Source organism: Pirellulales bacterium, from assembly GCA_035533075.1.
GTDB lineage: Bacteria > Planctomycetota > Planctomycetia > Pirellulales > JAICIG01 > DASSFG01.
The window spans coordinates 26,903-48,891 of the sequence record DATLUO010000215.1 but is presented as its reverse complement, the minus strand read 5'-3'; the positions used below and the strand labels follow the sequence as shown (position 1 = coordinate 48,891).

The following is a 21,989-nucleotide window of genomic DNA, read 5'->3' as shown; positions in this document are numbered from 1 at the left end:
TGAAGGACGCCGGAACCATGTTCTTTGTACACCGCAACGGGACGCCTGCCAACGTCTCGCATTCGCCGGTGATGTCCTAATAGTGTTGCTCGTGTGAAAAAAGACACTAACCCGAAGCGTCAGCGAGGCAGAATCACCGCATTTCCTCGCTTACGCTTCGGGTTAGTGTGGGCCAGCAACACACTATTAGGACACTACCCATTCGCCATATGCTATCTTGGGCCGCACCGGGAAAATCCGCGACGACGATATCGCCAGTGTCAGGCAATGTCCGGTTCCTCGGGGTAGAGATCCGCGGCATAATCGGCGGCGTAGGCCGCCACATCGCGTACGTCTTCTTCGCTCCACGAGTCACTGAAATCGAGCGCCGTGCCGGCCGATGCCGTCAGTTCATCAAGAATCAGCGCGGCCAACTTCAATCGCTCCGATTTCGGCAGTGCCGCCACGCTCGACTGATATACACTTTCAGCAGTGGACATTCATGGCTCCTTCTTTCGACGGACACCCTACTGATTGTAGTCTATCCTAGCGGCGCCGCCACCGAATGCCGAGCGAGCACAAGCGACTGCCGCCCGGCTGGACTGTTGCCCGATCGCAGTGCCGCGGCCGGTTGCCCGGAAAAACCGGTCTTGACGGCGCGCCACGCTTTAATCTAAACAACCAAATCTAAGGAATCAAATATCGTTCCGTCCAGGAGACTGCCAGCATGGCACGGCCGCCGGCCAACGAACTGACGCACCGTGAACTGGAAGTCATGCAGGTCTTCTGGAAGTGCGGCGCGATCACCGCACAGGAAGCGCGCGACGAGCTGGCGCGCTTGGGCATCGACCGCGCTTATACGACTGTGGCGACGCTGATTCGCATCCTGACCGAGAAGGGCTTTTTGAAGCAATCCACCAGCGAACGTCCGTTTTTGCATGTTCCCGTGCGCTCCTATGAAGAGGTTTCACGTCGGCTGCTGGGGGACTTGATCGACCGCGTCTTTCAAGGGTCGCGTGAACTGTTGCTCGCACGCTTGCTGGAACAGAAGAAGCTCACGCCTCGAGAGCGCGCCCAGCTCAAGAACTTTTTAGAAGAGAATCAAGGATGAACGCGATGGGAATCTCACTCGCCTGGACGGCCCTGCAAGTGACCCTGTTTTGCCTGGCAGGCGCGGGAGCGTATCTCCTGGCACGCCGCCGATATCTCACCTGCGGAGCTTCCCTTCTGTGCGGAGTCTTGGTCGTCACGGTGGGCCTCGCGGCCCTCTCGTTCAGCCCGTGGCCTCGCTGGTGGACCCCCGCTGGCGCCCGGCCCACGGCGCAAATCTCGCTGAAGACGGCCGCCGCGACAACTCTTCGTGAAGAACCATCGGGCACGCTTCGGGCGTCGGCTGGCGCCAAGGCCGAGGCTGCGCCGGAAACCGGCGCATCTGGCGTACAGCGGGCCGTGTTCAACTTTCTGTCGGCAATCTGGGGCGACGTTCACAATCAACTGGCGGATGCCTCGCGCGCGGAGCGTAGCGACGCTCGATGGCATTGGCCGGCGGGGGTGGCCGCCGTCATTCTCTCGGCTACGGCGGTCGGTCTGGCGCGCATGCTGTTCGGCGCGATCGCTTTGGCACGGCTGCTTCGCGATACGCAACGGGTGGACGATCCGTCGCTTGCGGGCCTGCTCGCACAACTCCGCACACAGTTGCGTTGCCCGAGGCCGATCGAACTCCGCGAAATGGCGGCTGCCAGCGCCGGTAGTTCGCCCGCCGTCGTGGGATGGCGGCGGCCCGTGATCCTCTTGCCGGCCGATTGGCATTTGTGGAGCGAGGACGTCCGGCGGGCCGTCCTGGCGCACGAAGCGGCGCATGTGGCCCATGGCGACTTCCTGATGTGGCTGGCGGCCCAATCGGGCGTCATCCTGAATTTCTACAATCCGCTCGTGCATTGGCTGGCCCGTCGGCTGCGGCTCAAGCAAGAGCTGGCCGCCGACGCCCGCGGCGCGGCGCTGGCCGGCGGAGCGAAAGCCTATGCGACCGTCTTGGCGAAGCTGGCGCTTGCGCAAGACGACTCTCGACCGTTATGGGCAGGACGCCCATTTTTCCCCACCCGCGGCACACTCATGAGGAGAATTGAGATGCTACAGAATCAACCCTTCGTCACCGATCGCTCGCCGTCGCGCGTCTGGCCGACGGCCTTGCTGACCGCTCTCGCACTCGTCGGACTGAGCGTGTCCGGCTTGCGCGGCCCGACGGCTGCTGTGCGGGCCGATGATCTTCCGAGCGGAAAAGACTCCTCGGAGTCCGCACCTCCTGCCACGCACGAAGTCCGGTTCCCAAAATTCGATGATGCCTACCTGCCGGAGGATGCGATCGCAGTGCTGTCCGTCAAACCGCTCAAAGTCGCGAACTCGGCCGTCGTCGTCTCGCCCGCGCTACTTCATTTCCCCATGTCATTCAACTTGGGTTGGTCCACGGCCGACAATGGAGTGGACGAGGTCAGGGACATCGTGTTCTCTCCGGCACCAAGCGAAGCGTCGTCTGCCAAGCCGCATGAGTCGACGGAGCCGGCGCTGGTGGAAATCTACCGCATGCACAAGCCTTATGAGCGGGACAAGGTGCGGGTCAGAATCTTCGGCGAGGCGCCGGACGGCGTGACCGAAACCACCTGTCACGGCTATTCCTGTTTCCGCGCACGGTCCGAGGACAGCGGCCTGCTCGTCGATTATTTGCTGGTTGACGACCGGACCATCGTCATCGTGCGCGATCGCGACCTGCCGCGCGTGCTGGAGGCCGATCCGGAAAGCCATCCAAGCTGGTACGGCGAGTGGCGGAAGGTGGCCGACAGTCCGCTGGCGGTAGGCTTCGACCCGGAGGCAATCGACGCGCTGGTGGCGCCAGCGAAGGACTCGGCCGAGGAGGCATTCTTTTCGGTCTTGAAGAACACAACGCATGTCTTTGGACGCGTTGACTCAACAACCGAGGGTCTGCTGGTCAGCGGCAAGGTGCTCTGTAAATCATCCGAGGCAGCGGTCGCAGCAACTCAGGCGGCCAAGGCCACTTTGGCGTTAGCTCAGATGGCGATCCCACAATTGTTGCAGCCGTCTGATATGCCCAAGGAATACCAGCCAATCAACGTCAGTGGACCTCTCATGGAGGCGCTTGCCAATTTGAAGGTCAACGTAAACGGGGCACGGGTCGATGTGGAAGGAAAGCTTGGCGCCGCGTTTGTCGCCGAGATCGCCCAGGCGACACAGGCCCTCGTCGATCGGCAGACCAACGAGTACAAGGCGCGGGAGAAAGAGGATGAGCAGGCGCATATCGCGAAGCTGGGGCGGCTGGCTGCGGCGATGAACGCCTACCACGCCGAACATGGACATTACCCGTCTGCGGCGGTCGTTGGCCCGGACGGCAAGACTTTGCACAGTTGGCGCGTGGAATTGTTGCCCTATCTCGGCGAGCAGAAGCTGTTTGACGAGTACCGGCTCGACGAACCTTGGGACAGCGAGCACAACAAGCCGCTGGTCGAGAAGATTCCCAGCATCTACAGCACCAGCTTATGGTCGCAAAAAGGTGACGCCGACTATTTTGTGGTCACCGGCAAGGGCACGCTGTTCGACGCCGCGGCGCCCGCCCGGCGCGAGAGCGTGGCCGATGCTCCCGGCGAGACGATTCTTGTTTTGCAGAGCCTCCAGCGGATTCCCTGGACCAAGCCCGTCGATATCGAGACGTCCGCGGACCATGACGCCGTGCGACCGTTTCGCGGCCACGGCAAAGGCTTTTATGCGGCCTTCGCCGACGGAACGGTGAAGTTCGTGTCCAAGGCCACCGATGCCACCAGCGTCCGCGCCATGTTCACCAAGGCCGGCGGCGACGAGGTGAAGTTGCGGTAAGCGGTTCAGGCCGCACTTTCGCCGCGAGCGATACTTCTCGCGGCCGAGAATGAGACATTTTGCCGTGAGGAAAAGCGATGGCTGGGGCAGAGCTTGGCCCGATAGCGGCTGGCGCCCTTCAAGAGCGTGGCGGCCAAGCGGTGCCCCGGTGCGTCCAACCGGGGCATCGCCTGGCCGCCGAGATGAACGAAGTGCCAGCCGCCACTTGGCCAGGCTCTGCCTGGGCCGGTGAAAACTTGGCCTTTTGGCCAGCTTTGACGATTTATAGTCGCGCTGGATTTTGTTCCGTCGGGAAATCCCACGCCACCGGGGCAAGCCCTCGTTGTTCTACACGTCTCGCGCGTCAGCCGCGTAGCGGCAAGATAGTTTAGCCGTGGGCGCGAGCCCACGGTACCGATGCGGTAGATTAGGCAAGCCGCGCAGCGGCGAGAGAGGTAGCGCACCACGCGCTCTGTCGCCGCTACGCGGCTGCGCGGATCGTTGGCGTCCCTCGTCCGTGGGCTTGCGCCCTGGCTAAACTCTACCGTCCCTACGGGACTGGGAAACGCAACGGCCGCGCCGCGGCGTCGGACTTGTGTAGAACAACGAGGGGCAAGCCCCGTCGTGGCGGAACTAGATCGGTATAACAACGAAACCATCGCAAGGCCAACTTTTTAACGGCCCAGGCTCTGCCCCAGCCACCGCCAATGTCTCATTCTCGGCCGCGTTCCGCTTGCGGAGCAAGCGGGCTACCATTCCGCCCGTTTGGCCTCCGCAGAAAGGCATTCGGCCCACAGCATCAGGTCGTCGTCCGAGAGACTGTTGTCGCGCACGAACTCGGTGGTGACGCGAGCGGCGTGCCCCACCAGGCTCGCCGACACCTGCAAGCGGCCGTTCTCGCGATAGGTGTAACGCACCTCCACGGGCCAGCCGGCGGGCAAGTTCGGCGGCAGACTCTGGATGACGCACATGCCCACCTCGATGCACGATTCGGGCGAAGCACTCTCGCCTTCCATCACCGAAATCTTCACGTTCGGCTGGTTCGCGCGAAACGTCTTGAAACGCCGCGCCGCCGAATGGGGCAGCGGCGTGTTCTTGGGAATCAGGATCTGGTTCCGCTGGCGCCGCGTCAGCGGATCGATGCCGATCACGCCCAGGCTGTGCGAGTTGACGTTCGTCACCGAAAACTCGGTGTGGCCGGAGCCGCCGCCCTTTTGTTGCAACAGCAGATCGGCGTACAGGGCCGCGCCGTGGGCCACCGCCTCGTCGGCCGAGACCGAATGGTCGACGCTGCGGCCCGCCAGCTCGCCCAGCATGTGCGTGATCATCGGCATGCGCGTGGCGCCGCCCACCACCACCACCCGGTCGATCTGCGGCCAGGTCAGCCCGGCTTGCAGCACCACGATTTCGGCCGTGGTCCGCGTGCGCAGCACCAAAGCCGCCGTCGCTTCCTCGAATTCCTCGCGCGTGACCTCCACCTTGTGCCGCTTGCCCCGATAGCTGACGTACATCGCGGTCTTCGCCCGCTCCGAAAGCGTCTTCTTGGCCGTCTCGGCGGCAATCGACATCTCTTGCAGCGTTTCCGGGTCGTGCCGCGGGTCTTCGCCCACCGCCTCGGTCAGCCGGGCGGCGGCCATTTCGACCAGCTTCTCGTCCCAGTCCTTGCCACCCAACCGCACGTCGCCGTCGGTGGCAATCGCCTTGAACGACTGGTTGCTCATCTCTACCACGGTGACGTCGAACGTGCCGCCGCCCAGATCGTAGACCAGCACCCGCATCGGCGTGTCGCTCTGGACCTTGCCCGACCGGTCGAGAAAACCCTCCTGGTACCCGTAAGTGATGGCGGCCGCCGTCGGCTCGTTGATGATGTCGAGCACCTCCAGACCGGCCAGACGCCCGGCATCCATCGTGGCCCGGCGGCGGGTTTCGTCAAAATAGGCGGGCACCGTGATCACGGCCTTGGCGACCTTTCCCAGCTTCCGCTCGGCGTCGGCCCGCAAGCGGCGCAGGATGTAGCTGGAAATCACCTCCGGGGGAATCGACTCGCCGCCGATCTTCTTGCGGTAGTATTTGTTTCCCATGTCGCGCTTGACGCACTCGGCCACGCGGTCGGGCTCCAGCGTCGAGGCCAGCACGGCCTCGCGGCCGACAACGGTCCCCTCGTTGTCGAACAGCACCACGCTGGGCGTCAGCACATCGCCGTTGGCGTTGGGAACGCTGGTCGGCCGCCCCTGATGATCGACGTAGGCCACGACGGAATAGGTGGTGCCCAGGTCGATGCCCACGGCGTGCTCATCAGCCGCGGCTGGTCGCTGCGAAGCGGAGGCCCTTTTTCCCCGCGGAATCTCGGCCGTCTCGTGGGCGGCCGGGCCAAGTTCCTCGTCGAGCAGGGCCACGGGGGAGGCGTCGTCGCTGTCGTGGGCCGCACCTTCGCCAAACTGCTCGGCCACTTCGGCCGCCGCCGTCCGCCAATTGGGCCGCAGCCGCACCGTGCCGCTGGAACCGTCAAACACGCGCGGCCGCAGGGCAAAGCAGAACTCATTCCAGCGCAGGGTCTCCGGCGGCAGCAGCCGCATCTGCATCGGTGTCCGCCGCCAGCCGTCCTGCACGACGCGTTCGGCGTATTCCTCGTCGTCGAGCACCGTGGCCGGCTGTCCCACCAACTCTTGGCAGAGCGGTTCGAGAAAGTCGAAACCGTGCTTTTCGAGCAGCAGGCGAAGGTTGGCGGGCATGGATCTGGATGTAGACGGCGAACTTTTCGGCGGGGCGCCGGGGAATCTCGCTTTCGCGACGGCCAACCAAATCGTACACTAGAGGAGCCACAGTTCCGTTCGTCTGTTGCCCCGCTACCATCGGCCGGCAACGTTTGAAGATACACTCCGAGCGAGGGGATGGGCAAGGGTTCCTGAAATGTTCGACCCGTATCGCAAGTGGCTGGGCATTCCCGAAGACCGGCGGCCGCCGACGCACTACCAGCTTTTGGGCATTCAGCCCGACGAGCGGGACCTGGACGTGATCGAGGCCGCGGTGCTGCGGCAAAGCTCGTTCGTGCGGAATTTTCAGACCGGGCCGCACGCCGACGACGCCACGCGGATTTTGAACGAAATCGCCGCCGCGCGGCTGTGCCTGGTCGATCCGCGGAAGCGCGCCAAGTATGACGCTCAGCTCCGCGGCCCGAGCGCACCGCCGCCGCCCAGCCACAGTTCGGCACGTCATTCGGATCTGTCGATCGACGTGCCCGCGGCGCCGGCCACGGCGCCGCCTCGGGCGGCCAGCGCGCCGCCGCCCCCGCGTCCGGCGCTCGATCTCGACCGGCTTTTGCCGCCCACCCCGCGTCGCGCGGCTGCGCGCGACACGCGCTTGTCCGGCGGCCGCGCGCTGGGCCGGCGTCGCGCGGCTTCCGCCTCGGCGGGCTATATCTGGCAGGTGCCGTTGGTAGCCGTCGTGTTGATCGTCTTGTCGTTCATCGCCCGCACCCTCGGCCAGACGATTGCCGAGCAGCACGCCCCGCGCCAACCGGCCGTGCCGGTCGAAGCGCCGAGAGTCGAAGAATAAATGTCACGTGGAAGCAGTTCCGTCCGCGAATCCGCCAGGCGTATTTGCCGCACGTTGGCAATCGTCCTCGCCCTAGCCGCGTCGCTCCTGACCTTTCCGTCTGGAATCGTCGCCATGACGGCGTGCTGGTTGGCCGCTTATACCGTGGCCGCGGTGCGCCGGCGGCCGGCCGCGTTTTACTTGATGGCGCCGGCCGCCGTGATTCTGGTGAAGCGAGTTGACTGGCCTGTGGGCCTGTGGGTTTTCATGGCCTCGGCCGCGGCAGGCATCGCGACCTCGATGTCGGTATTCAGAATCTCAGAACAACACCGGCGTTTCCTGCTGCCGAGCGTGATCTGGCTGGCCTGGCTCGGCTTCGCTCTCGATTCCTACCGTGCGGTACGCGCCAACCACGCGGTGGCCCCGCTCGACCGTCGCCCCATCGTCTGCATCGGCGACAGTCTGACCTCCTACACGAAGAAAGGCGGCTATCCCGAAGTGCTGGCCGAATTGGTCGGCGTGCCGGTGCTGAACCTCGGCCAGCCGGGCGTGACGTCGGCCGAAGCGCTGAAAAAGCTGCCCGATTTTGTGGCGGCGAAGCCGCAGGCCGTGGTGATCGAACTCGGCGGCCATGACTTTTTGAAAGATCCCACGTTGCTGAAGACGGCCAGCCGTGCGGCGACCAAGCGCAACCTGGAAACGTTGATCGCGGCCGCTCGCAAGGCCCACGCCGAAGTCGTGCTCATCGAGGTGCCGCGCGGCTTCATCATCGACCCTTACGCCGGCTTGGAGCGGCAGATCGCTCGCGAGCACGATCTGGAGTTGATTTCGGACACGGTGATTCGCCGCTTCGTGCTCACCAGCCCGGTTGCCCCGCCAGGAATATGGCTGGGCGGCCCGTACTTGAGCGACGACGGGCTGCACCCCAACCAGCACGGCAACGCCCTGCTGGCCGGCGTCGTGTTGGCGGCGCTCGAACGGCTCTACGGAGGGTTCCCGCGCGGCAATTCTCGATAGGGGGGTGCCGCGCGTTACAGCGTGCGGTTTCGCGCGCTGACCGGGCGATAGACTGCCAAAATGGCCGAAACAACCGCTGGCACGCGCTTTGCCGAAGTAAGCGTTATGCTCGGCAATTTCCCCTTCAAGACTGCGAGACAAAACATGGAACTGTTGCTTCCCATCGCGATCGTGGTGCTGTGGATCGTTCTGCAGGCCTGGGTCCTGCCGCGGTTCGGCGTCAAGACGTGAATGAGCGGCACCTGCGAGCCGAGTTCGGCTCACCGCCACACGCAGCAGGGCAACGCGCCGCAAGCGGGCGACGTCGAAAAAGAGAAGCAGCCACCAAGCCGCTCGCTGTGACAAACATGTTAGAAAGCAAATCTTGGTGCGTTTCAGACTTATGGGTGGCGACAGGTCGTTGGAATCAGGTCGAGGACGTCCACGCCGGCCGCGGGGGTCGATTGTGCCTAATTGCTCGTTCAGATTGCTGAAAAGTAACGCGACGCGGGGGGCGCCACGGTACGTCGGAACGAGCTTGTTGATACCGTATTGTCGCCGCGGTAGACTCGACTCGCGTCGAAATTCGACCGCAGTTTGCGATTTCGCCCGTTTGGAGCCCGAATGCCAAATTGGAGGTAAACCATGTGCCGAACACTTTTCCTCGTCGGCCTCACGACGGTCGCCTGTATCGTTGCCGCGCAACACGCGCGTGCCCAGGACGGCCCGCGCCCTGGGACGCTCAAAAAAATCGACCGCGAAAAAGGGACGGTCACCATCGCGTTCGCCGACAAGGAGCAGGAGTTCAAGATCGCCGAACAGACCCGTTTGATGGATGCCGAGTTTAAGCCGATCGCCGCGCGGCTCAGCGACGAGCGTCTCAAACCAGGCACGGCGATCATGTTCCGGAGGCTCGATAGCGACCCTAACACGCTCCTGGGCCTCAAGCTGGGCGGACCAGCCGGCCGACCGGGCAATGCATCCGCGGGCGGGCAAGCGAGGCCCGTCGCCAAGGTCGATACTTCGGCTTTCAAACCGCTGCCCGAATTGGGTCGCGACGAATACCACGGCTTCCAGGGTGGTCTTTATCCGGACGGAAAGAACGACCGCCCCGCAGACCACGAAGCCGCTGGCCTGAATTTGGCATCGCGGGTGCAGCCGCTCGACGAAGAGGGGAAGCCTGATGCAAACGGCAGAATCGTACTGCTCACCGTTGGCATGAGCAACACCGCGCAGGCGTCGGAAGCGTTCAAGCGGCTGGCCGACGGCGACCCGCAAAAGAATCCCCAGTTGGTGATCGTCAACGGCGCCCAAGGCGGCATGACGGCCGACCGCATCGCCGACCCCGACGACGGCGGAGCTGGGCAAAAGTATTGGTCGACCGTCGACGAGCGGCTAAAAGCGGCCGGCGTGAGTCGGGCCCAGGTGCAGGCCGTGTGGATCAAGCAGGCGGAGGCTGCCCCCAATCAAGGTTTTCCAAAGTACGCGGAGAAGCTGCAGCGCGATCTGGCCCGCAACGTGCGCATCCTGCCGGAGCGATTTCCCAACGTCAAGTTGTGCTATCTTTCGCCGCGGACCTACGGCGGTTATGCCAAGACGCCGCTCAATCCCGAACCTTATGCCTATGAATCGGGCTTCTCGGTGAAATGGCTGATCGAGCGGCAGTTGGGCGGCGAGGCCGATTTGAACTTCGATCTTGCCCGTGGACCGGTCAAGGCGCCTTGGCTGAGCTGGGGCGCTTATTTATGGGCCAACGGCACGAAGGCCAACGCCGACGGACTGAGTTATGCGGAGGCCGATTTTGCCCAGGACGGCACGCACGAGTCGCCGAGCGGGCAGCCAAAGGTCGGCGGGCAACTGTTGAAGTTCTTCAAGAGCGATTCGACGACGACGCCGTGGTTCCTGCGGTAGCTTTCCTGACGCCTGTCGCCTGAAACCTGACGCCTCAAATGGTGGGCCGGCGCTCGCCAGCTCGCTGGTCCCAGCCTACGACCAGTTGCGCGCCGCGCCGCCGCTACTGGCGACGGGCATGCCGGGCAAGAAGTGCGGCCTCGGAACGACCGCCGGACTTCGTCCCAGCGCCCGCAAAATGTATTCGCTGGCCCGACGCGACGCGCCGCCGTGCCCCACGCGCCGCTTCAGCCTGGCCAACTCGCCGATACGCTGCCGCCGCCGTGGTTCATCGGCCAGCCAGTCGATGACGTGCCGCGCCAGCCGCTCCGAACGGTCGAGACAGGTGAGATACTCAGGAAACAGCGCGTGCCGGTCGCCGGGCGAGTCGGGATCGTAGGGCGTCACGTCGTCGGGAAACAACTCGTCGGCCGTCAGCAGGTTCACCAGCGTGATGTACTTCACGCGGCGGAAAAAGCTCTGCACGAAAATCGCCAGCCGGCTCACGTAATACAGGATCACCGTCGGCTTGCTGTGATAGAGCAGCTCCAGCGACACCGATCCCGACACGGCCATGCAGCAGTCGGCCAGTTCGATCAGCTCCGGCGTGCGCCGCAGGTAGACCTCGATCGGCAGTCCGCTTTCGGCCGCCAGCCGCCGGGCATATTCCGCCTGGTGCGGTTTGAAGCTGGCCACCGCGAACCGCACGTCGGGCAGCGCCGCGTGTATCCGTGCCGCCGCCTTCAAGAACCATCGCAGGTTGTTCTCGACCTCTTGCGTGCGCGAGCCGGGCAACAGCGTCACCAGCCGCCCGTCGCGGGCGATCTGCTCGTCGAGAAACGCCTGGTCCAGGTCGCGACGCCGCACTTCGTCGAAATAGGGATGGCCGACGAACGTGGCATGACAGCCGTGCCGGCGAAACCAGGTTTCTTCGAAGGGCAGGCTGCACAACACGTGGTCTACCAAGCGCCGCATCTTCTTCACGCGCCAGCTTGCCCAGGCCCAGACCTGCGGCGGGGCGTAATAGAACACCGGAATGCCGTGGGCCTTGGCCCGCCGGGCGATCCACCAGTTGAAGCCGGGATAATCGACCAGCACCACGGCGTCGGGCCGCTCGTGGCGGAAGTAGCGGTCGGCCCGCGAAACCAGCGCCAGAAACTTGTGCAGGTTGAGGATCGCCCGCAGGAACCACATCACCGCCAGGGCCGTGAGATCGGCGTGCAGCCGGCAGCCGGCGCGGGCCATCTCCGGGCCGCCATAGCCGACGCACACAATGTCGCCGCGACGGCCGCGCAGCGCGCGAATCAGGTTGGCGGCATGCAGGTCGCCGCTCGGTTCGCCGACGGAAAAGAAAATCGTCAAGGGCCGGCGGGACATCACGTGCTGCGGCAACTCCAAAACCTCTGGCCGTCCAGGCACCAGCCAGGCCGGGAAAAGGGCCGCGGAGTATGGCAGATCCGCCCGAAATCAGGAAGTGCAGTTGGGTTGCACCCCCAATGGTCCCTTCAACTCCGGAAGGTCAACCCTTGAAAACGTCCCTGCCCGTCATCGACGACGGCACGTTCAAGCCAAATACACCCAAAATCGAAGGCGCCACGTCGATCAATTTTGGATTCTTGCCGCGGAGGGGGCGGTTGCTCACAAGCAGTCCCGGCACCTCCAGCGCGTCGGCGCAGTGGTCGGCGCTCCAGGCCGAGTCGTTGGGCAACAACACGTCGTCCGTGAGGTCGCCCTGCGACGTGGCCCACGACGCCCGATAACCACGGCAATAGCCGACAATCAAATCGGGCGCCAGTGCCGTGGCATTGCCCGAATACACCTGGTCGGCCCGATAAACGTTGCGGATCACGCGCTGGCCGTTGGAATCGGTCACCGCCTCCAACCGCGTCGCCAACTCCGTCAGCAGGGCCTCCCGCTCCTCGCCCGGCTCGACGATGCCCTCGCGCTCGCGGCCCTTCAGATTCAGATACAGCCCGTTGAGTCCCAGCCCGTAGGCCACGGTCTGCGACCAGTCGACGTCCTTCATGATCGACGTGCATTCCGGCGGACCGAGATAGCCCAAGGCCCGCAGCCAGGAATTGAGGTTGAACTGCATCGCAAAATTGGCGAAGCCGTGATCGCTCATCACGATGATCGTGGCCTTCGGGCCGTAACGATCGTAGAGATCGCCCACCGCCGCGTCGAGCCGGTGGTAGAGCCGGCGGACATGCTCGAAGTATTTCTTTGCTTCGCCGTCGGACCGCACCGGATGCTTGTCGTGAGAGGTCCACCAGAAGATGTGCGATTGCAGATCGCTGCTGGAAAAATAGAAAAACAGCAGGCCGTCGTCGTAGTCGTCGACCGCGTCATCGAACAGCGCCAGCCGCTCTTCGAGCACCATGTTGGCTTGCCGCAGGAACTCGTCGTCGCGGAACACGCCGTCTTTGCGGGCATTGTAGTCTTCCTGAAAGCCCGTGGTGTAGAACAGTCCCAGCCGTTCCGACACGTCCTGGATAAACGAAGCCGGCTCAGAAAGTTGCGCCGCGGGCGCGCTGGGGTCGATGTTGATGGGGGTGACGTACAGCTTGAAGTTCGGCGAAGCCTCCTGCAGATAGAAGCGGCAGATGCCCGTGATGTTGGGAGCGTACCAGGCCAGGGGAAACTTGATTTTTGTCCAGCGGCTCCACTCGCCCGCCTTGAGCAGAATCTTTTGGCCTTGCACTTCGATCAGCGCCGCGTCGGCGGCGCGGTCGCGGAACACCTGAAACGAGGTGGCAATGGGCTCCGGATTGTCGAGCAAGGTATTCGTCGGTCCGACGAGGGTCGCTTCCGCCTTGTCATCGTCGAACGACAGCACGAACCGCTTGCCGACCGTGTCTTCGGCCGGTTCCAGCGGATTGTTGTCGGCGAAGTGCTGATAGGTGCCGTAGGTGCCCAGCATGTCGGGCGTTCCCATGCCGGCGAGCGAGCGATGGTGGCCGTGCTGCGACGGGCTGGGCGGATAATTGGACGGCAAATCGTAGAACGTCGACGGAATTCCCGCCGCGTCGAGAAAGTCCCAAAAGGGAACGCCTTGCCGGCGGAGCACGGTCTTGCCGTCGACGGTTTCGGCCGCGGAATAGAACGGGGCGCACTGCTCGTGCGGGTGCCGATGGACGAAGTCGAAGATGCCGTGCGAGCCCGGTCCGGCGCCGTTGATGAAGTTGGCCCAGGCCACGGGGCTTTGCGGCGGAATGCTCGTGCCCAGATCGCTGAAGCCGCCGCTGGCGCGCAGCTTGGCCAGGTTGGGGAGCAGACCCTCACTCATCATCGTTTCGCACAGCCGCGGATCCATGCCGTCGACGCCGATGACGATGACTTTTTCGCCCAGGCTTCGCGCCGCCCGCCGCCTGCCGCCGACCCAATAGGCGCCGGCGGCGGCTCCCACGGCGGCGCCGGCCAGGGCCGAGCGCTTAAGAAAGGTGCGGCGGTTCGGCTTTCGACGCGATGGCTCACTCATGGCTGCCGCCAATCGAAAAGTTGCAATCCGCCAATCCAATTGAAGTGCTTGGTGTTGGAGGTCACGAGGCCCAACTTGAAGAACTGCGCCGTCGCTGCGATAATGAGGTCGCAGTCGCCCACAATCCGGCCTTGGCGCTGACTTTCGACCCAAAGTGAAGCGGCGGAATCGAGGATCTCCATCGACACAGCCTTCCGGTCTGCCGGCTGGCAGAAGCGATCGAAATGAGCAAGCTGCCTTGTGGCACCTTTCTTCCTGAGTCCGCGAAGTACTTCATAACACGACAGTTCGGAGAACGAAAACCAGCCATACGCCTGCAAGTAGAGTGACGCATGGACGGTGACCGAAGCGTGCCGCTTTGCCGCCGCGCGGATGATGTCTGACACGGTGTTCGTGTCAAGCAGGCTGGCCACCATGTCGCACCCTAATGGGATAGTTTCGGGCGGTCCGCCAGGATTGCGTCAAATTCTTCGAGATCCTCGTCGGAGAACCCTTCGAGCACGTCGCACCATTCGGGCAGCGTGCCGGCCGCTGCTGAGCCGACCATCGACGAAGCCACGGGCAGTACGCGCACGACCACCGCCTGATGCCGCAAGGGATCGAGCGGTGCGCCGATCAGCCGTTCGAGCGCCGGTAAGTCTTGCGGAGCAATGTCGCTCAGGTTTTTGATGGTTTCCATGTCCCGATTCTACCACGGCAACGCCCGCGTGCGAGGGGGCGGTCCCCTCAACAGCCGAAATCACGAGCGGTTGCAGGGCGGTTTTTTTCTGGTGCCTGAAAAGCGGGCAGGGTTAGCGGTCCGCTTGCTGGCGATCGGGGGTCGCCCCCTTTCGGATTCCGCGCGGCTCACGCGCTGCCGTCGGACATACCACGGCAGCCACGAAGGTGGCATCAGCCGAGGGCTGTGTCCCGCGGCATTCCGCTGCGCAGACCGTCTATGAAGAAGGGCAATGGTGGTTTGGTCATGCCCCTATTCTAGCGTTGGCGGGGCGGCTACGAAGTGCCTTGGCTTTTGATGTGCTGACCTCTGAATCTTTTGTCGACGGAATCACTACCCCGATGGCAAGATAACCGCCAGCGGCTTGCCGTCCATATAGTCAGGCACGTCAATGCCGAACAGGTCGAGCACCGTGGGGCCGATGTCGAGCAGCCGCGGGTTTTCGGTCTCGATCGGGCGGTCGCAAAACAACACGCCCGGCACCACCGAAGGATCGACGCAATGATCGCCGCTCCAGGCTTTCGTGTTGTCGTGAAATACCTGCCGCGTCGTCTTGCCGATCGCCGCTTCCCACGAAACGCGATAGCCCCGCTCGTAACCCACAATTACGTCCGGCGCCTGGTCCTTGTACGGCCCGCGATAAACGTGCTGGGCGAGATACGCCCGCTTGACGGCTTTCGTGCCCGTCTGCGCGTCGACCAAGCTCGCCAGACGCCCGGCGATTTCCTGCCGCAACGCCTCGGCTTCGCCGGCAGCCACGATGCCTTGAGCATACTTGTCTTGCAGGTTGACGAAAATGCCGGTCAGGCCCAGGGCGAAAGCGTGGGTTTGCGACCAATCGACGCCGGCCAGGTGCTCCTCGTGGCGCCGCGCGTCATCGACCACCAAATAGCCGTTCTCTTCCAGCCAGCGGTTGAGGTCGATGCCTCGGCGGAAGGTGTTGAAGCCGTGGTCGGAGAGGACCATCAGCATCGTACCATCGTCGCCGCATTTGGCGACGGTCCGGCCCACCAGTCCGTCCATGCGCTGGTAAAGGTCTTCGATCACGTGCCGAAGCGGTCCAGGAATGTCCTTCGGCCGAGCGGGATGCTGTTCGTCGAGATACCGCCAGAACATGTGCTGCATGCGGTCGGTGCCGTCGAACACGCACACACACACGCCGCTGGGGACTTTGTCGAGACTGTCGAAAAACATCGCCTCGCGTTCGCGGTCGAAATCGACGCATTGCTGCACGAAATGCTCGTCGCGCAGCACGTGCTCGTTCAACGCCCACGTGTCTTCGGCCAGGCCGAGCGTGGCGAAGGCGCCTTGCCGCTTCGCCAGGTAAACCGGATACACCGCCGGATAACCGATGGGCATCGCCGGGCTTTCCGGATCGATGTTGATGGGCGTGACGTACAAGTCGAGATCGGGCGTCGTCCGCAACAGCAGGAACTTGCACACGCCGGTGACGCTCATTCCGGGCATGATGCGAAAGCGGACACGCACCCAGTCGGTATATTGCTCCGGCACAAGTTCCTGCTTCGCGCCGCCCACCTTGAGGGTCGCGCGGCCATCGTCTTTGATGGTCACGACGAATGGCAGCTTCAGATTTCCGCGGGCAGGGTCGAGCGGATGCGGCGGGCCGATCAGTTCTGCCCGCACGGTGTTGCCTTGCCGCACGACCGTGTGGACTTCGCCGCCCGTTTTTTCTCCCTCCTGCGGCGGCCTGGTGGTGTAATGAGAGAACATGCCTTGCGTTCCGCGCAGGTCGGGCACGCACATGGCCGAGAGTTGCACGCCGCGCAGTTTCTCGGCGGGAAAGGTGATCGGCACGCGGAGGATGCAGTTGAAAATGCCGTACTCGCTCAACACGTTCCAGAACGGCTTGCTCTTGCGCAACAGCCGCACGTCGGCCTTGCCCAGCGGAATGTTGAGTTTGCCCAGGCGCAGCGTGCGTCGCGGCGGCCGGATGTCGACCGAGCTGAGCTTGGGCTGATAGGTATGCGGGTCGGGCGTAAGAAAGTCGAAGATGTTGTGCTTGCCCGGATTGACCCCGGTTTGAAATGACGACCAGGCCACGGGCGAGATAGGCGGCAACGTGCTGGCCAACGGCCTGAAGCAGCCCTTGTCGCGCAGCGCGGCGAGATGGGGCAGCTTGCCTTCGGCCAGCAATCGTTCGGTAAGTCCGTAGTCGAGACCGTCCAAGCCCAGGATGACCACCCGTTTGACGCGGCTGCGGGCCGGAGCCCGCTTGCGAAACACAATTCGCCACAGCAATCGAACGGGCCAGGTGAGCAGCAGCAGGATGGCCGAACCGACCGCGGCGAACACCGCCAGAAACGAGCCAGCCAGGGCGAAGCCGGCGCCCGGTCCGATGTAAGCGTGGGCCGTGCGCGGAGCAAACAACACGAGGGCGATCGCGAGCAGCAGCAGCCCGGCTCTGTATGCGGACGTGGGTGAAGCATTTCCGGAGGCTGGCGCGGGTTCTCTCAGCATTGCTCTCATTCTTGGTAAACTTTCATCTTAGCTTCGATGTGCGAGGGCTACGCCAACTGTGCGTCAAGCAATTCGACGACCTTGAGTACCGAGGCGAAGTAGTCTTTGACGCGCACGTAGCTGATCCCAACGCTACGACCATGCGCGATCAGATGCCGGTTTGCCACGACGCTGTTCACAGCGTCGGCAAGCTGGCCGTTGGTTGCTAACTCGATTTCGTCGCGCCACTCCGTGCTGAATTCCCCGATCACCGTGAGAATTCTGGCCATCTTCGGATTCTGAAAGCGCCGCAGGTGCTTCGCCACAAATCTGGCCACCTTCGGTTCCGCCCGGTTCTCGGCATACTGCATGAATAGTTCGGCCACGGCAACCTCTAGAAAGCCGCAAACCAACACGCACAAGTAACGCGCCCAGTGAGACTGCATTTCGGCGTCGTCAATCTCGGCGACCCTCGCCAGCAAACTGTTGATGCGGTCGCGAGCGCCCGCCAACTCTTTCGTCATCATGGGACGGTTGCGAACGCCCCGCGCGCGAGTTTCAGCCTGGCATGTACGCTGGCGTCGTTCGTGGTCGCCGAGCCGATCGCTGCCTGGAAATCCGCATTCGCCAGCAGGCCCGCATAGGCGGCCTTCATGGCCGCGGCATCTTCGACAAGGCCGGCTTTCAGTCGGGATGCGGTCCCAACCATGACTGCATCGCAAAGCGCGGCATTTACGGCGCGTTTTGGCTTGAAGGCCTTCGTGCCCAAAGCGTCGTATATCAGGCGAACGGTCTCCTCGAACGCGCGGCGAAACTCGGCAGCCGTGCCAGCATTCAATGACCGGTGGTGCGCCATGAAGCGATTAAGGAACTCCTTCATCGGCTTGGAGTAATCGCTCTGATTGTAGAACAAAGCGAAGAAGCGGAGAATCAATTCCTGGTCGCGCATTCGGCTGCTGACTTTGCCGAAAATCGCGCGCCATCGCACATCGCTATTCAACTCGTGCAAAAGCTTCGATAATGGCCCATGGAAAATGCAACTGCGAATCTCCTGCGGTTGCAGCAACACGCCCCCCGTGTTAAGCCGTTCAAAAATGTGATAAATGCTCGATGGATCCTCGTCGAGCGGCTTTTCCTGTTTGACGATGATGGCGTGGAGGATTGAGTCGTCGAGTCGGAGGCGGTCTTCTTCGCGGAGGGTCTTGTAGGTCGATCCTTCAAAGCGCGCATTGACCCCTTTCAATTTGAACGCCGCCTCAGCGGCCGGAAAGACGCCGTCATAGTAGTACTGCAGCGTGCGCAACCGCTGCTGGCCATCGATCACCAGCAGTTTTTGCGTTCCTTCATCGCGAGACAAGAAGATGGCCGGCACGGGTAAGCCCAACAACAGGGATTCGATAAACCGCGACGCACGATAGATGTTCCAGACGTAGCCGCGTTGAAAAGGAGGGATGAAGATGCTGCCCGCGTCGATCCGCTTTACCAGGCCGTCGACCGGGTAATCTGCACCGTAGCTGGAGATGGAGTATTCGACTGCGTAATACTCCTCGCCCTCCTGGTCGGCGTTTTCTTCGACATCCAATCCGGGCAAGAACCGTTGCGATTCATCATCGATTTCATCAAGCGATTCATCAATGTACGGAACTACGTCCGGCATGGATTCCTCTCGTCAAGCTGCTGGTGGGTTTCGCGTCGATCATCGCCTGCATTGTCGGCGATTCTGCGTCCGATAGCAAATGCATGCAACTCATTTGGTCTTGGCGCCGACGGCTTGCACTGATTTGGACTCAGCCGTGTCGGCTTGGGCGGGCGGGCTCTTCGGCTGCTTCGGCTCGATCTCTTCAAGCGTCTTGCCGGGCACAAGGTGCTTGCCGGCCAGGCCGGGATGGGTGGCCGCGAAACGGTAGACGCGAAACACCGGCATCACGCCCGACGAGCCGAAGACCGCCGCAGCGCCGGGCGGCATACCAGGCCCACCCGGCGCGCCACCGGGTCCCCCGGGCGGGCCGCCGGGACCTCTCGCTCCGCCGGCGCCGGCCGCGAACAACCCGCCGCGGGCCGCGTTGGCCTGCATCTCTTCGAATTGCTTCCGCTGGTCTTCGTTCAATAATTCCGCGAGCTTGGCGTCGGCTTCTTTTTGCAGCGCTCGCAGTTCCTTCTTCTGATCGGCGGTCAACTTCAAGCGAGCTTGCAGGGCCGGCGACATGAACTGGCCCGGCTGGGGCAGGCTGCCCGCACCGCGCGGATCTTTGAACTGCTTCAGTTGCTCGTCGCTGAGGAGCTTGGCGAGCCCGTCGTCGGCCCGCGATTGAAACTCGTCGAGTTGCTTTTTCTGCTCGTCCGTCAGATTCAAGCCGCCTCGCAGAAACGGCGGCAGAAGCTGGCCGGGCTGGGGCGGCCCGCTAGGACCACCCGCTCCAGGGCCGCCCGGCGGCGGACCACCAAACGCGAATCCGCCCTTGGTTTGCTTCCGCTGCTCGTCGCTCAGAATCTTGTCGAGCCGCCCATCGACCTCCTTCTGCAGCGCGGTCAGTTCTTTCGTTTGCTCGTCGGAGAGCTTCAACCGTCGTTGCTCCGCCGCCGACAAGACTTGGCCGGCCTGGAAGGTCGGGCCGGAACTGCCTGGTGCCGGCGGTTGCGACTGCGGCTGCGTGGGCTGCTCCGGCGGATGCGGCTCGGCGAGTTGCTGGCATTGATCGGCCGTCAGCAACTTGGCAAGCCTGCGATCGACGTCTTGCTGCACCTCGTCGAGCTGCGCCGCTTGCTCTGGCCCAAGCGCCAGCAGCACGCGTGCGATCGGCGGCATCATTACGCCGGGCCGCGGCGGCGGACCAAAGCCGCCCGGCGAACCCAGGCCGCCCTTGATGGGATTGACATATTTCCAGACGACTTCTTTCTCCGGCGTCACTTCGAAGAGGGTGCCGTTGGCGCCGGAACAAATCAGCGTGTTACCGCTCGCCAGACGCTGCGCCCCGGAAATGAAGAACGAATAAAAGTCGGTCTTCTTCGGCGCGGTGTAGCTCCACACCGGCCCGTCCGGACCGTAAGCCGTACTCGCCTGACGCTCGTAGCGCCCCTGTGAATCGACGGGCAAAACCAACTCGTCGACCGACGAATAGCTGCCGTCGGGCCGGTTGCCGCCGTTGTTGAAAACCAGCACGTGACCTTCGCCGGGCAGACCCTGGACGATCCAATGGGCGTTGTGCTGGGCGAAGAGCTTCTGATCTTCCTTCTTGCCGGCGCGATAGGCGCGCGGGTTGCCCCAGCGGTAGAGCAGGTCGCCGCCTTTGCCGCTGCGGCCGCCCGTGTGGCCGGCGGCCTCGGCCGTGGTCGTGCTGTGGTCGATGATCCACAGCTCGCTGAAGTTGTGAACGCTGACCATCACCTGGTCGAGGCGGGGGTTATAGGCCACACCGTTGCAGTGCGTCCAGTCGGGGTTGGCGCGGGGCTTGCCCGGCCCGGCGTTGGCCCCGATATAGCCGACGCTTTTCAGTTTGTCCGCCGCGCCTTTGTCGGTCGCGATCGGCGCCAGCGCATCCTCGCCGTAGTTCAGGTTGACCAACTCCGGATGCTCCGCCACGTTGCCGTAGTTCGGCTTGCCGTTGTCGAAGTCCTGCACCAGGTGGTCCCAGAGGTGCCACTCCCAGACGACTTCGCCGCTGCTTTTGCCGGTGGGCCTGATCTCGACCAGCGAATCGACCAGCAGATGGCTGTCTCCGGTCAATTCCGCCCGGCGCCCCGCGGCCAGCACTTCTTCGGCCGTCTTTCGGTCCCAAACGATCATGAGCACGTTGCCGTTCGGCAGCGGCGTAATGTCGTGGTGCGGAAGCTGGCGGGCGTTGTAGAAGCGAAAGTCCCACACCAAATCGCCGTCCCAGGTAAACTCCTGGATGCGGCCGCCGACGCCCGGACCGGGGCCGAACACCTGGGCCTCGATGCCGATCGAACCGCCGCGCAACACGTGGCCGTTGTCGAGAAGATAGGCGCACAGCGATGGGGAGCAATCGCTCTGCCACGTGCGCACCACGCGTCCTTGCATGTCGAACAGATACGTGCGATCGGAGTTCAGCGGCGACATCAGGTTATAGCCCTGAAACGCGCGCGGATCGTTCGTGACCAGGCCGAGCTTTACGGGCGGGGCCGGGGCGGCTTCCGTCTTGTTGGCGGGGGCCGCCGCGTTTTCCGGCGACTTCGCCGTGCCGTCGGCCGGTTTGCCGTCGTTTTGCGCCGCGGCGGCGAGCGTTGCCGGCGCCAAGAGCAGGGCCACCGCCAGGGTCGTCCGCCTGGCGGCGAGGTTCAAGCATTGAAATTTGCATCGCATGGATGATGGCTCCGCGCAGCGTGTCAAACAGAAACGGGATTCGCCGTATATTAAGGTGATTCGAGGCGCGCGGCAACAGGCGGCATTGTATGGTAGTGATTCCATTTGCTCGCAAGTCAAATGAAAACCGGCTTTTGGCTCCCTAGGGGAGTGCCGTGTTTTTAGGCGTGGCGCCAGCAGCCGCGAGGGGCGCTACTTCTTGCCGATGCCCTGGGCGATGATCGCCACGACGGCAATGAGCACGCCGAGGCCGATAACAGCCAAGGCAATTGCGGGGACAAGGCCGATGGTCATGTGGCAAACTCCGGGGGTTGCCGCCATTCCAGCGTCGGTCGGGGCGGTTGACGCCAAGCCGATGAGATGAGATAGGGGTCTAGCGTCTAAATTGGCTGGTAGGCAGCTACAGGTTCGGCAGTTTGGAGAGGATTTCCAAAAGCGCAGTCGGGGGCGTCTCGCCTCCCCATTGGATCACGTCTGAATAGGTCACTTCCTCAATCCAGTCGCACACGATCACCGTCGGTTTTTTCAGCCTAGTCAAGGGATGTGGCAGCGATCCGCCTGAAGGCAAAAGCACCTCGTTTGCTGCCAGGGGGGACGAGACCTGACACGAGCCGGCGGCGACGAAAAACGACTTCGTTGCGTCTAGCTCAGAGTCGCGGGTTAGGATGACTGCAGGGCGCTTCTTGTACAGACCACGCGGCCCGAGCTTAGCCCAAACGATTGCACCTTGCTTGAAGTTTTTGCTCGGCATTTCG

Annotated in this window: 17 protein-coding genes; 6 read left to right on the top strand and 11 right to left on the bottom strand. The window is 63.3% G+C overall.

All coding sequences use genetic code 11. The annotated features are described in order from the left end of the window. Positions 1-260 precede the first annotated feature (260 nt). Positions 261-479, bottom strand: coding sequence for a hypothetical protein (locus tag VNH11_27460; GenBank protein HVA50134.1), 219 nt, complete (start codon positions 477-479; stop codon positions 261-263). Positions 480-706: 227 nt separating this feature from the next. On the opposite strand from VNH11_27460, the gene VNH11_27455 reads away from it, so the two are divergent. Both VNH11_27455 and VNH11_27450 read left to right on the top strand, forming a co-directional pair. Further along, entirely contained in the window at positions 707-1,090 is a 384-nt protein-coding gene (locus tag VNH11_27455) for a BlaI/MecI/CopY family transcriptional regulator (protein ID HVA50133.1), read from the top strand. Positions 1,091-1,095: 5 nt separating this feature from the next. Continuing rightward, positions 1,096-3,861: a M56 family metallopeptidase gene (locus tag VNH11_27450; protein ID HVA50132.1), complete on the top strand. Its 2,766-nt coding sequence runs from the start codon at positions 1,096-1,098 to the stop codon at positions 3,859-3,861. Between the two features lie 728 nt (positions 3,862-4,589). On the opposite strand, the gene VNH11_27445 is transcribed toward VNH11_27450, so the two are convergent. After that, positions 4,590-6,572 (bottom strand): Hsp70 family protein, encoded by a 1,983-nt coding sequence (locus tag VNH11_27445; GenBank protein HVA50131.1) that lies wholly within the window; start codon positions 6,570-6,572, stop codon positions 4,590-4,592. A gap of 178 nt (positions 6,573-6,750) precedes the next feature. On the opposite strand from VNH11_27445, the gene VNH11_27440 reads away from it, so the two are divergent. The 4 genes from VNH11_27440 (at position 6,751) to VNH11_27425 (ending at position 10,281) form a co-directional block, all read left to right on the top strand. Beyond that, entirely contained in the window at positions 6,751-7,395 is a 645-nt protein-coding gene (locus tag VNH11_27440) for a hypothetical protein (protein ID HVA50130.1), read from the top strand. A gap of 114 nt (positions 7,396-7,509) precedes the next feature. Next, a complete protein-coding gene (locus VNH11_27435) occupies positions 7,510-8,391 on the top strand; it encodes a GDSL-type esterase/lipase family protein (GenBank protein ID HVA50129.1) in 882 nt (293 codons plus the stop codon). A 60-nt stretch (positions 8,392-8,451) separates the two neighbouring features. After that, positions 8,452-8,622, top strand: a complete 171-nt coding sequence (locus VNH11_27430; protein HVA50128.1) for a hypothetical protein — start codon at positions 8,452-8,454, stop codon at positions 8,620-8,622. Positions 8,623-9,015: 393 nt separating this feature from the next. Then, positions 9,016-10,281, top strand: coding sequence for a hypothetical protein (locus VNH11_27425; protein HVA50127.1), 1,266 nt, complete (start codon positions 9,016-9,018; stop codon positions 10,279-10,281). 75 nt (positions 10,282-10,356) lie between these two features. On the opposite strand, the gene lpxB is transcribed toward VNH11_27425, so the two are convergent. The 9 genes from lpxB to VNH11_27380 form a co-directional block, all read right to left on the bottom strand. Further along, positions 10,357-11,637, bottom strand: coding sequence for a lipid-A-disaccharide synthase (lpxB, locus tag VNH11_27420; protein ID HVA50126.1), 1,281 nt, complete (start codon positions 11,635-11,637; stop codon positions 10,357-10,359). A 142-nt stretch (positions 11,638-11,779) separates the two neighbouring features. Further along, entirely contained in the window at positions 11,780-13,738 is a 1,959-nt protein-coding gene (locus VNH11_27415; protein ID HVA50125.1) for an alkaline phosphatase family protein, read from the bottom strand. Beyond that, positions 13,735-14,124, bottom strand: a complete 390-nt coding sequence (locus VNH11_27410; protein ID HVA50124.1) for a hypothetical protein — start codon at positions 14,122-14,124, stop codon at positions 13,735-13,737. Before VNH11_27410 ends, VNH11_27415 begins: the two co-directional genes overlap by 4 nt. A gap of 38 nt (positions 14,125-14,162) precedes the next feature. Further along, the gene (locus VNH11_27405) at positions 14,163-14,417 is read right to left on the bottom strand and encodes a hypothetical protein (GenBank protein ID HVA50123.1); all 255 of its coding nucleotides are present in this window, start codon (positions 14,415-14,417) and stop codon (positions 14,163-14,165) included. A gap of 372 nt (positions 14,418-14,789) precedes the next feature. Next, positions 14,790-16,934 (bottom strand): alkaline phosphatase family protein, encoded by a 2,145-nt coding sequence (locus VNH11_27400; GenBank protein ID HVA50122.1) that lies wholly within the window; start codon positions 16,932-16,934, stop codon positions 14,790-14,792. 47 nt (positions 16,935-16,981) lie between these two features. Further along, entirely contained in the window at positions 16,982-17,440 is a 459-nt protein-coding gene (locus VNH11_27395; protein HVA50121.1) for a HEPN domain-containing protein, read from the bottom strand. Continuing rightward, complete coding sequence (locus VNH11_27390; GenBank protein HVA50120.1) at positions 17,437-18,495, bottom strand: DUF262 domain-containing protein; 1,059 nt, start codon at positions 18,493-18,495, stop codon at positions 17,437-17,439. Before VNH11_27390 ends, VNH11_27395 begins: the two co-directional genes overlap by 4 nt. A 165-nt stretch (positions 18,496-18,660) precedes the next feature. After that, positions 18,661-21,234 (bottom strand): aryl-sulfate sulfotransferase, encoded by a 2,574-nt coding sequence (locus VNH11_27385; protein HVA50119.1) that lies wholly within the window; start codon positions 21,232-21,234, stop codon positions 18,661-18,663. 400 nt (positions 21,235-21,634) lie between these two features. Further along, positions 21,635-21,985 (bottom strand): type II toxin-antitoxin system PemK/MazF family toxin, encoded by a 351-nt coding sequence (locus tag VNH11_27380; protein ID HVA50118.1) that lies wholly within the window; start codon positions 21,983-21,985, stop codon positions 21,635-21,637. Positions 21,986-21,989 lie beyond the last annotated feature (4 nt).

What these genes read in the sequence shown, in the direction of transcription:
- VNH11_27380 (HVA50118.1), bottom strand. Translation starts at nt 21,985, where the DNA reads ATGCCGAGCAAAAACTTCAAGCAAGGTGCAATCGTTTGGGCTAAGCTC.
- VNH11_27460 (HVA50134.1), bottom strand. Translation starts at nt 479, where the DNA reads ATGTCCACTGCTGAAAGTGTATATCAGTCGAGCGTGGCGGCACTGCCG.
- lpxB (HVA50126.1), bottom strand. Translation starts at nt 11,637, where the DNA reads ATGTCCCGCCGGCCCTTGACGATTTTCTTTTCCGTCGGCGAACCGAGC.
- VNH11_27400 (HVA50122.1), bottom strand. Translation starts at nt 16,934, where the DNA reads ATGCTGAGAGAACCCGCGCCAGCCTCCGGAAATGCTTCACCCACGTCC.
- VNH11_27405 (HVA50123.1), bottom strand. Translation starts at nt 14,417, where the DNA reads ATGGAAACCATCAAAAACCTGAGCGACATTGCTCCGCAAGACTTACCG.
- VNH11_27445 (HVA50131.1), bottom strand. Translation starts at nt 6,572, where the DNA reads ATGCCCGCCAACCTTCGCCTGCTGCTCGAAAAGCACGGTTTCGACTTT.
- VNH11_27450 (HVA50132.1), top strand. Translation starts at nt 1,096, where the DNA reads ATGGGAATCTCACTCGCCTGGACGGCCCTGCAAGTGACCCTGTTTTGC.
- VNH11_27385 (HVA50119.1), bottom strand. Translation starts at nt 21,234, where the DNA reads ATGCGATGCAAATTTCAATGCTTGAACCTCGCCGCCAGGCGGACGACC.
- VNH11_27430 (HVA50128.1), top strand. Translation starts at nt 8,452, where the DNA reads ATGGCCGAAACAACCGCTGGCACGCGCTTTGCCGAAGTAAGCGTTATG.
- VNH11_27435 (HVA50129.1), top strand. Translation starts at nt 7,510, where the DNA reads ATGACGGCGTGCTGGTTGGCCGCTTATACCGTGGCCGCGGTGCGCCGG.
- VNH11_27415 (HVA50125.1), bottom strand. Translation starts at nt 13,738, where the DNA reads ATGAGTGAGCCATCGCGTCGAAAGCCGAACCGCCGCACCTTTCTTAAG.
- VNH11_27455 (HVA50133.1), top strand. Translation starts at nt 707, where the DNA reads ATGGCACGGCCGCCGGCCAACGAACTGACGCACCGTGAACTGGAAGTC.
- VNH11_27395 (HVA50121.1), bottom strand. Translation starts at nt 17,440, where the DNA reads ATGATGACGAAAGAGTTGGCGGGCGCTCGCGACCGCATCAACAGTTTG.
- VNH11_27440 (HVA50130.1), top strand. Translation starts at nt 6,751, where the DNA reads ATGTTCGACCCGTATCGCAAGTGGCTGGGCATTCCCGAAGACCGGCGG.
- VNH11_27425 (HVA50127.1), top strand. Translation starts at nt 9,016, where the DNA reads ATGTGCCGAACACTTTTCCTCGTCGGCCTCACGACGGTCGCCTGTATC.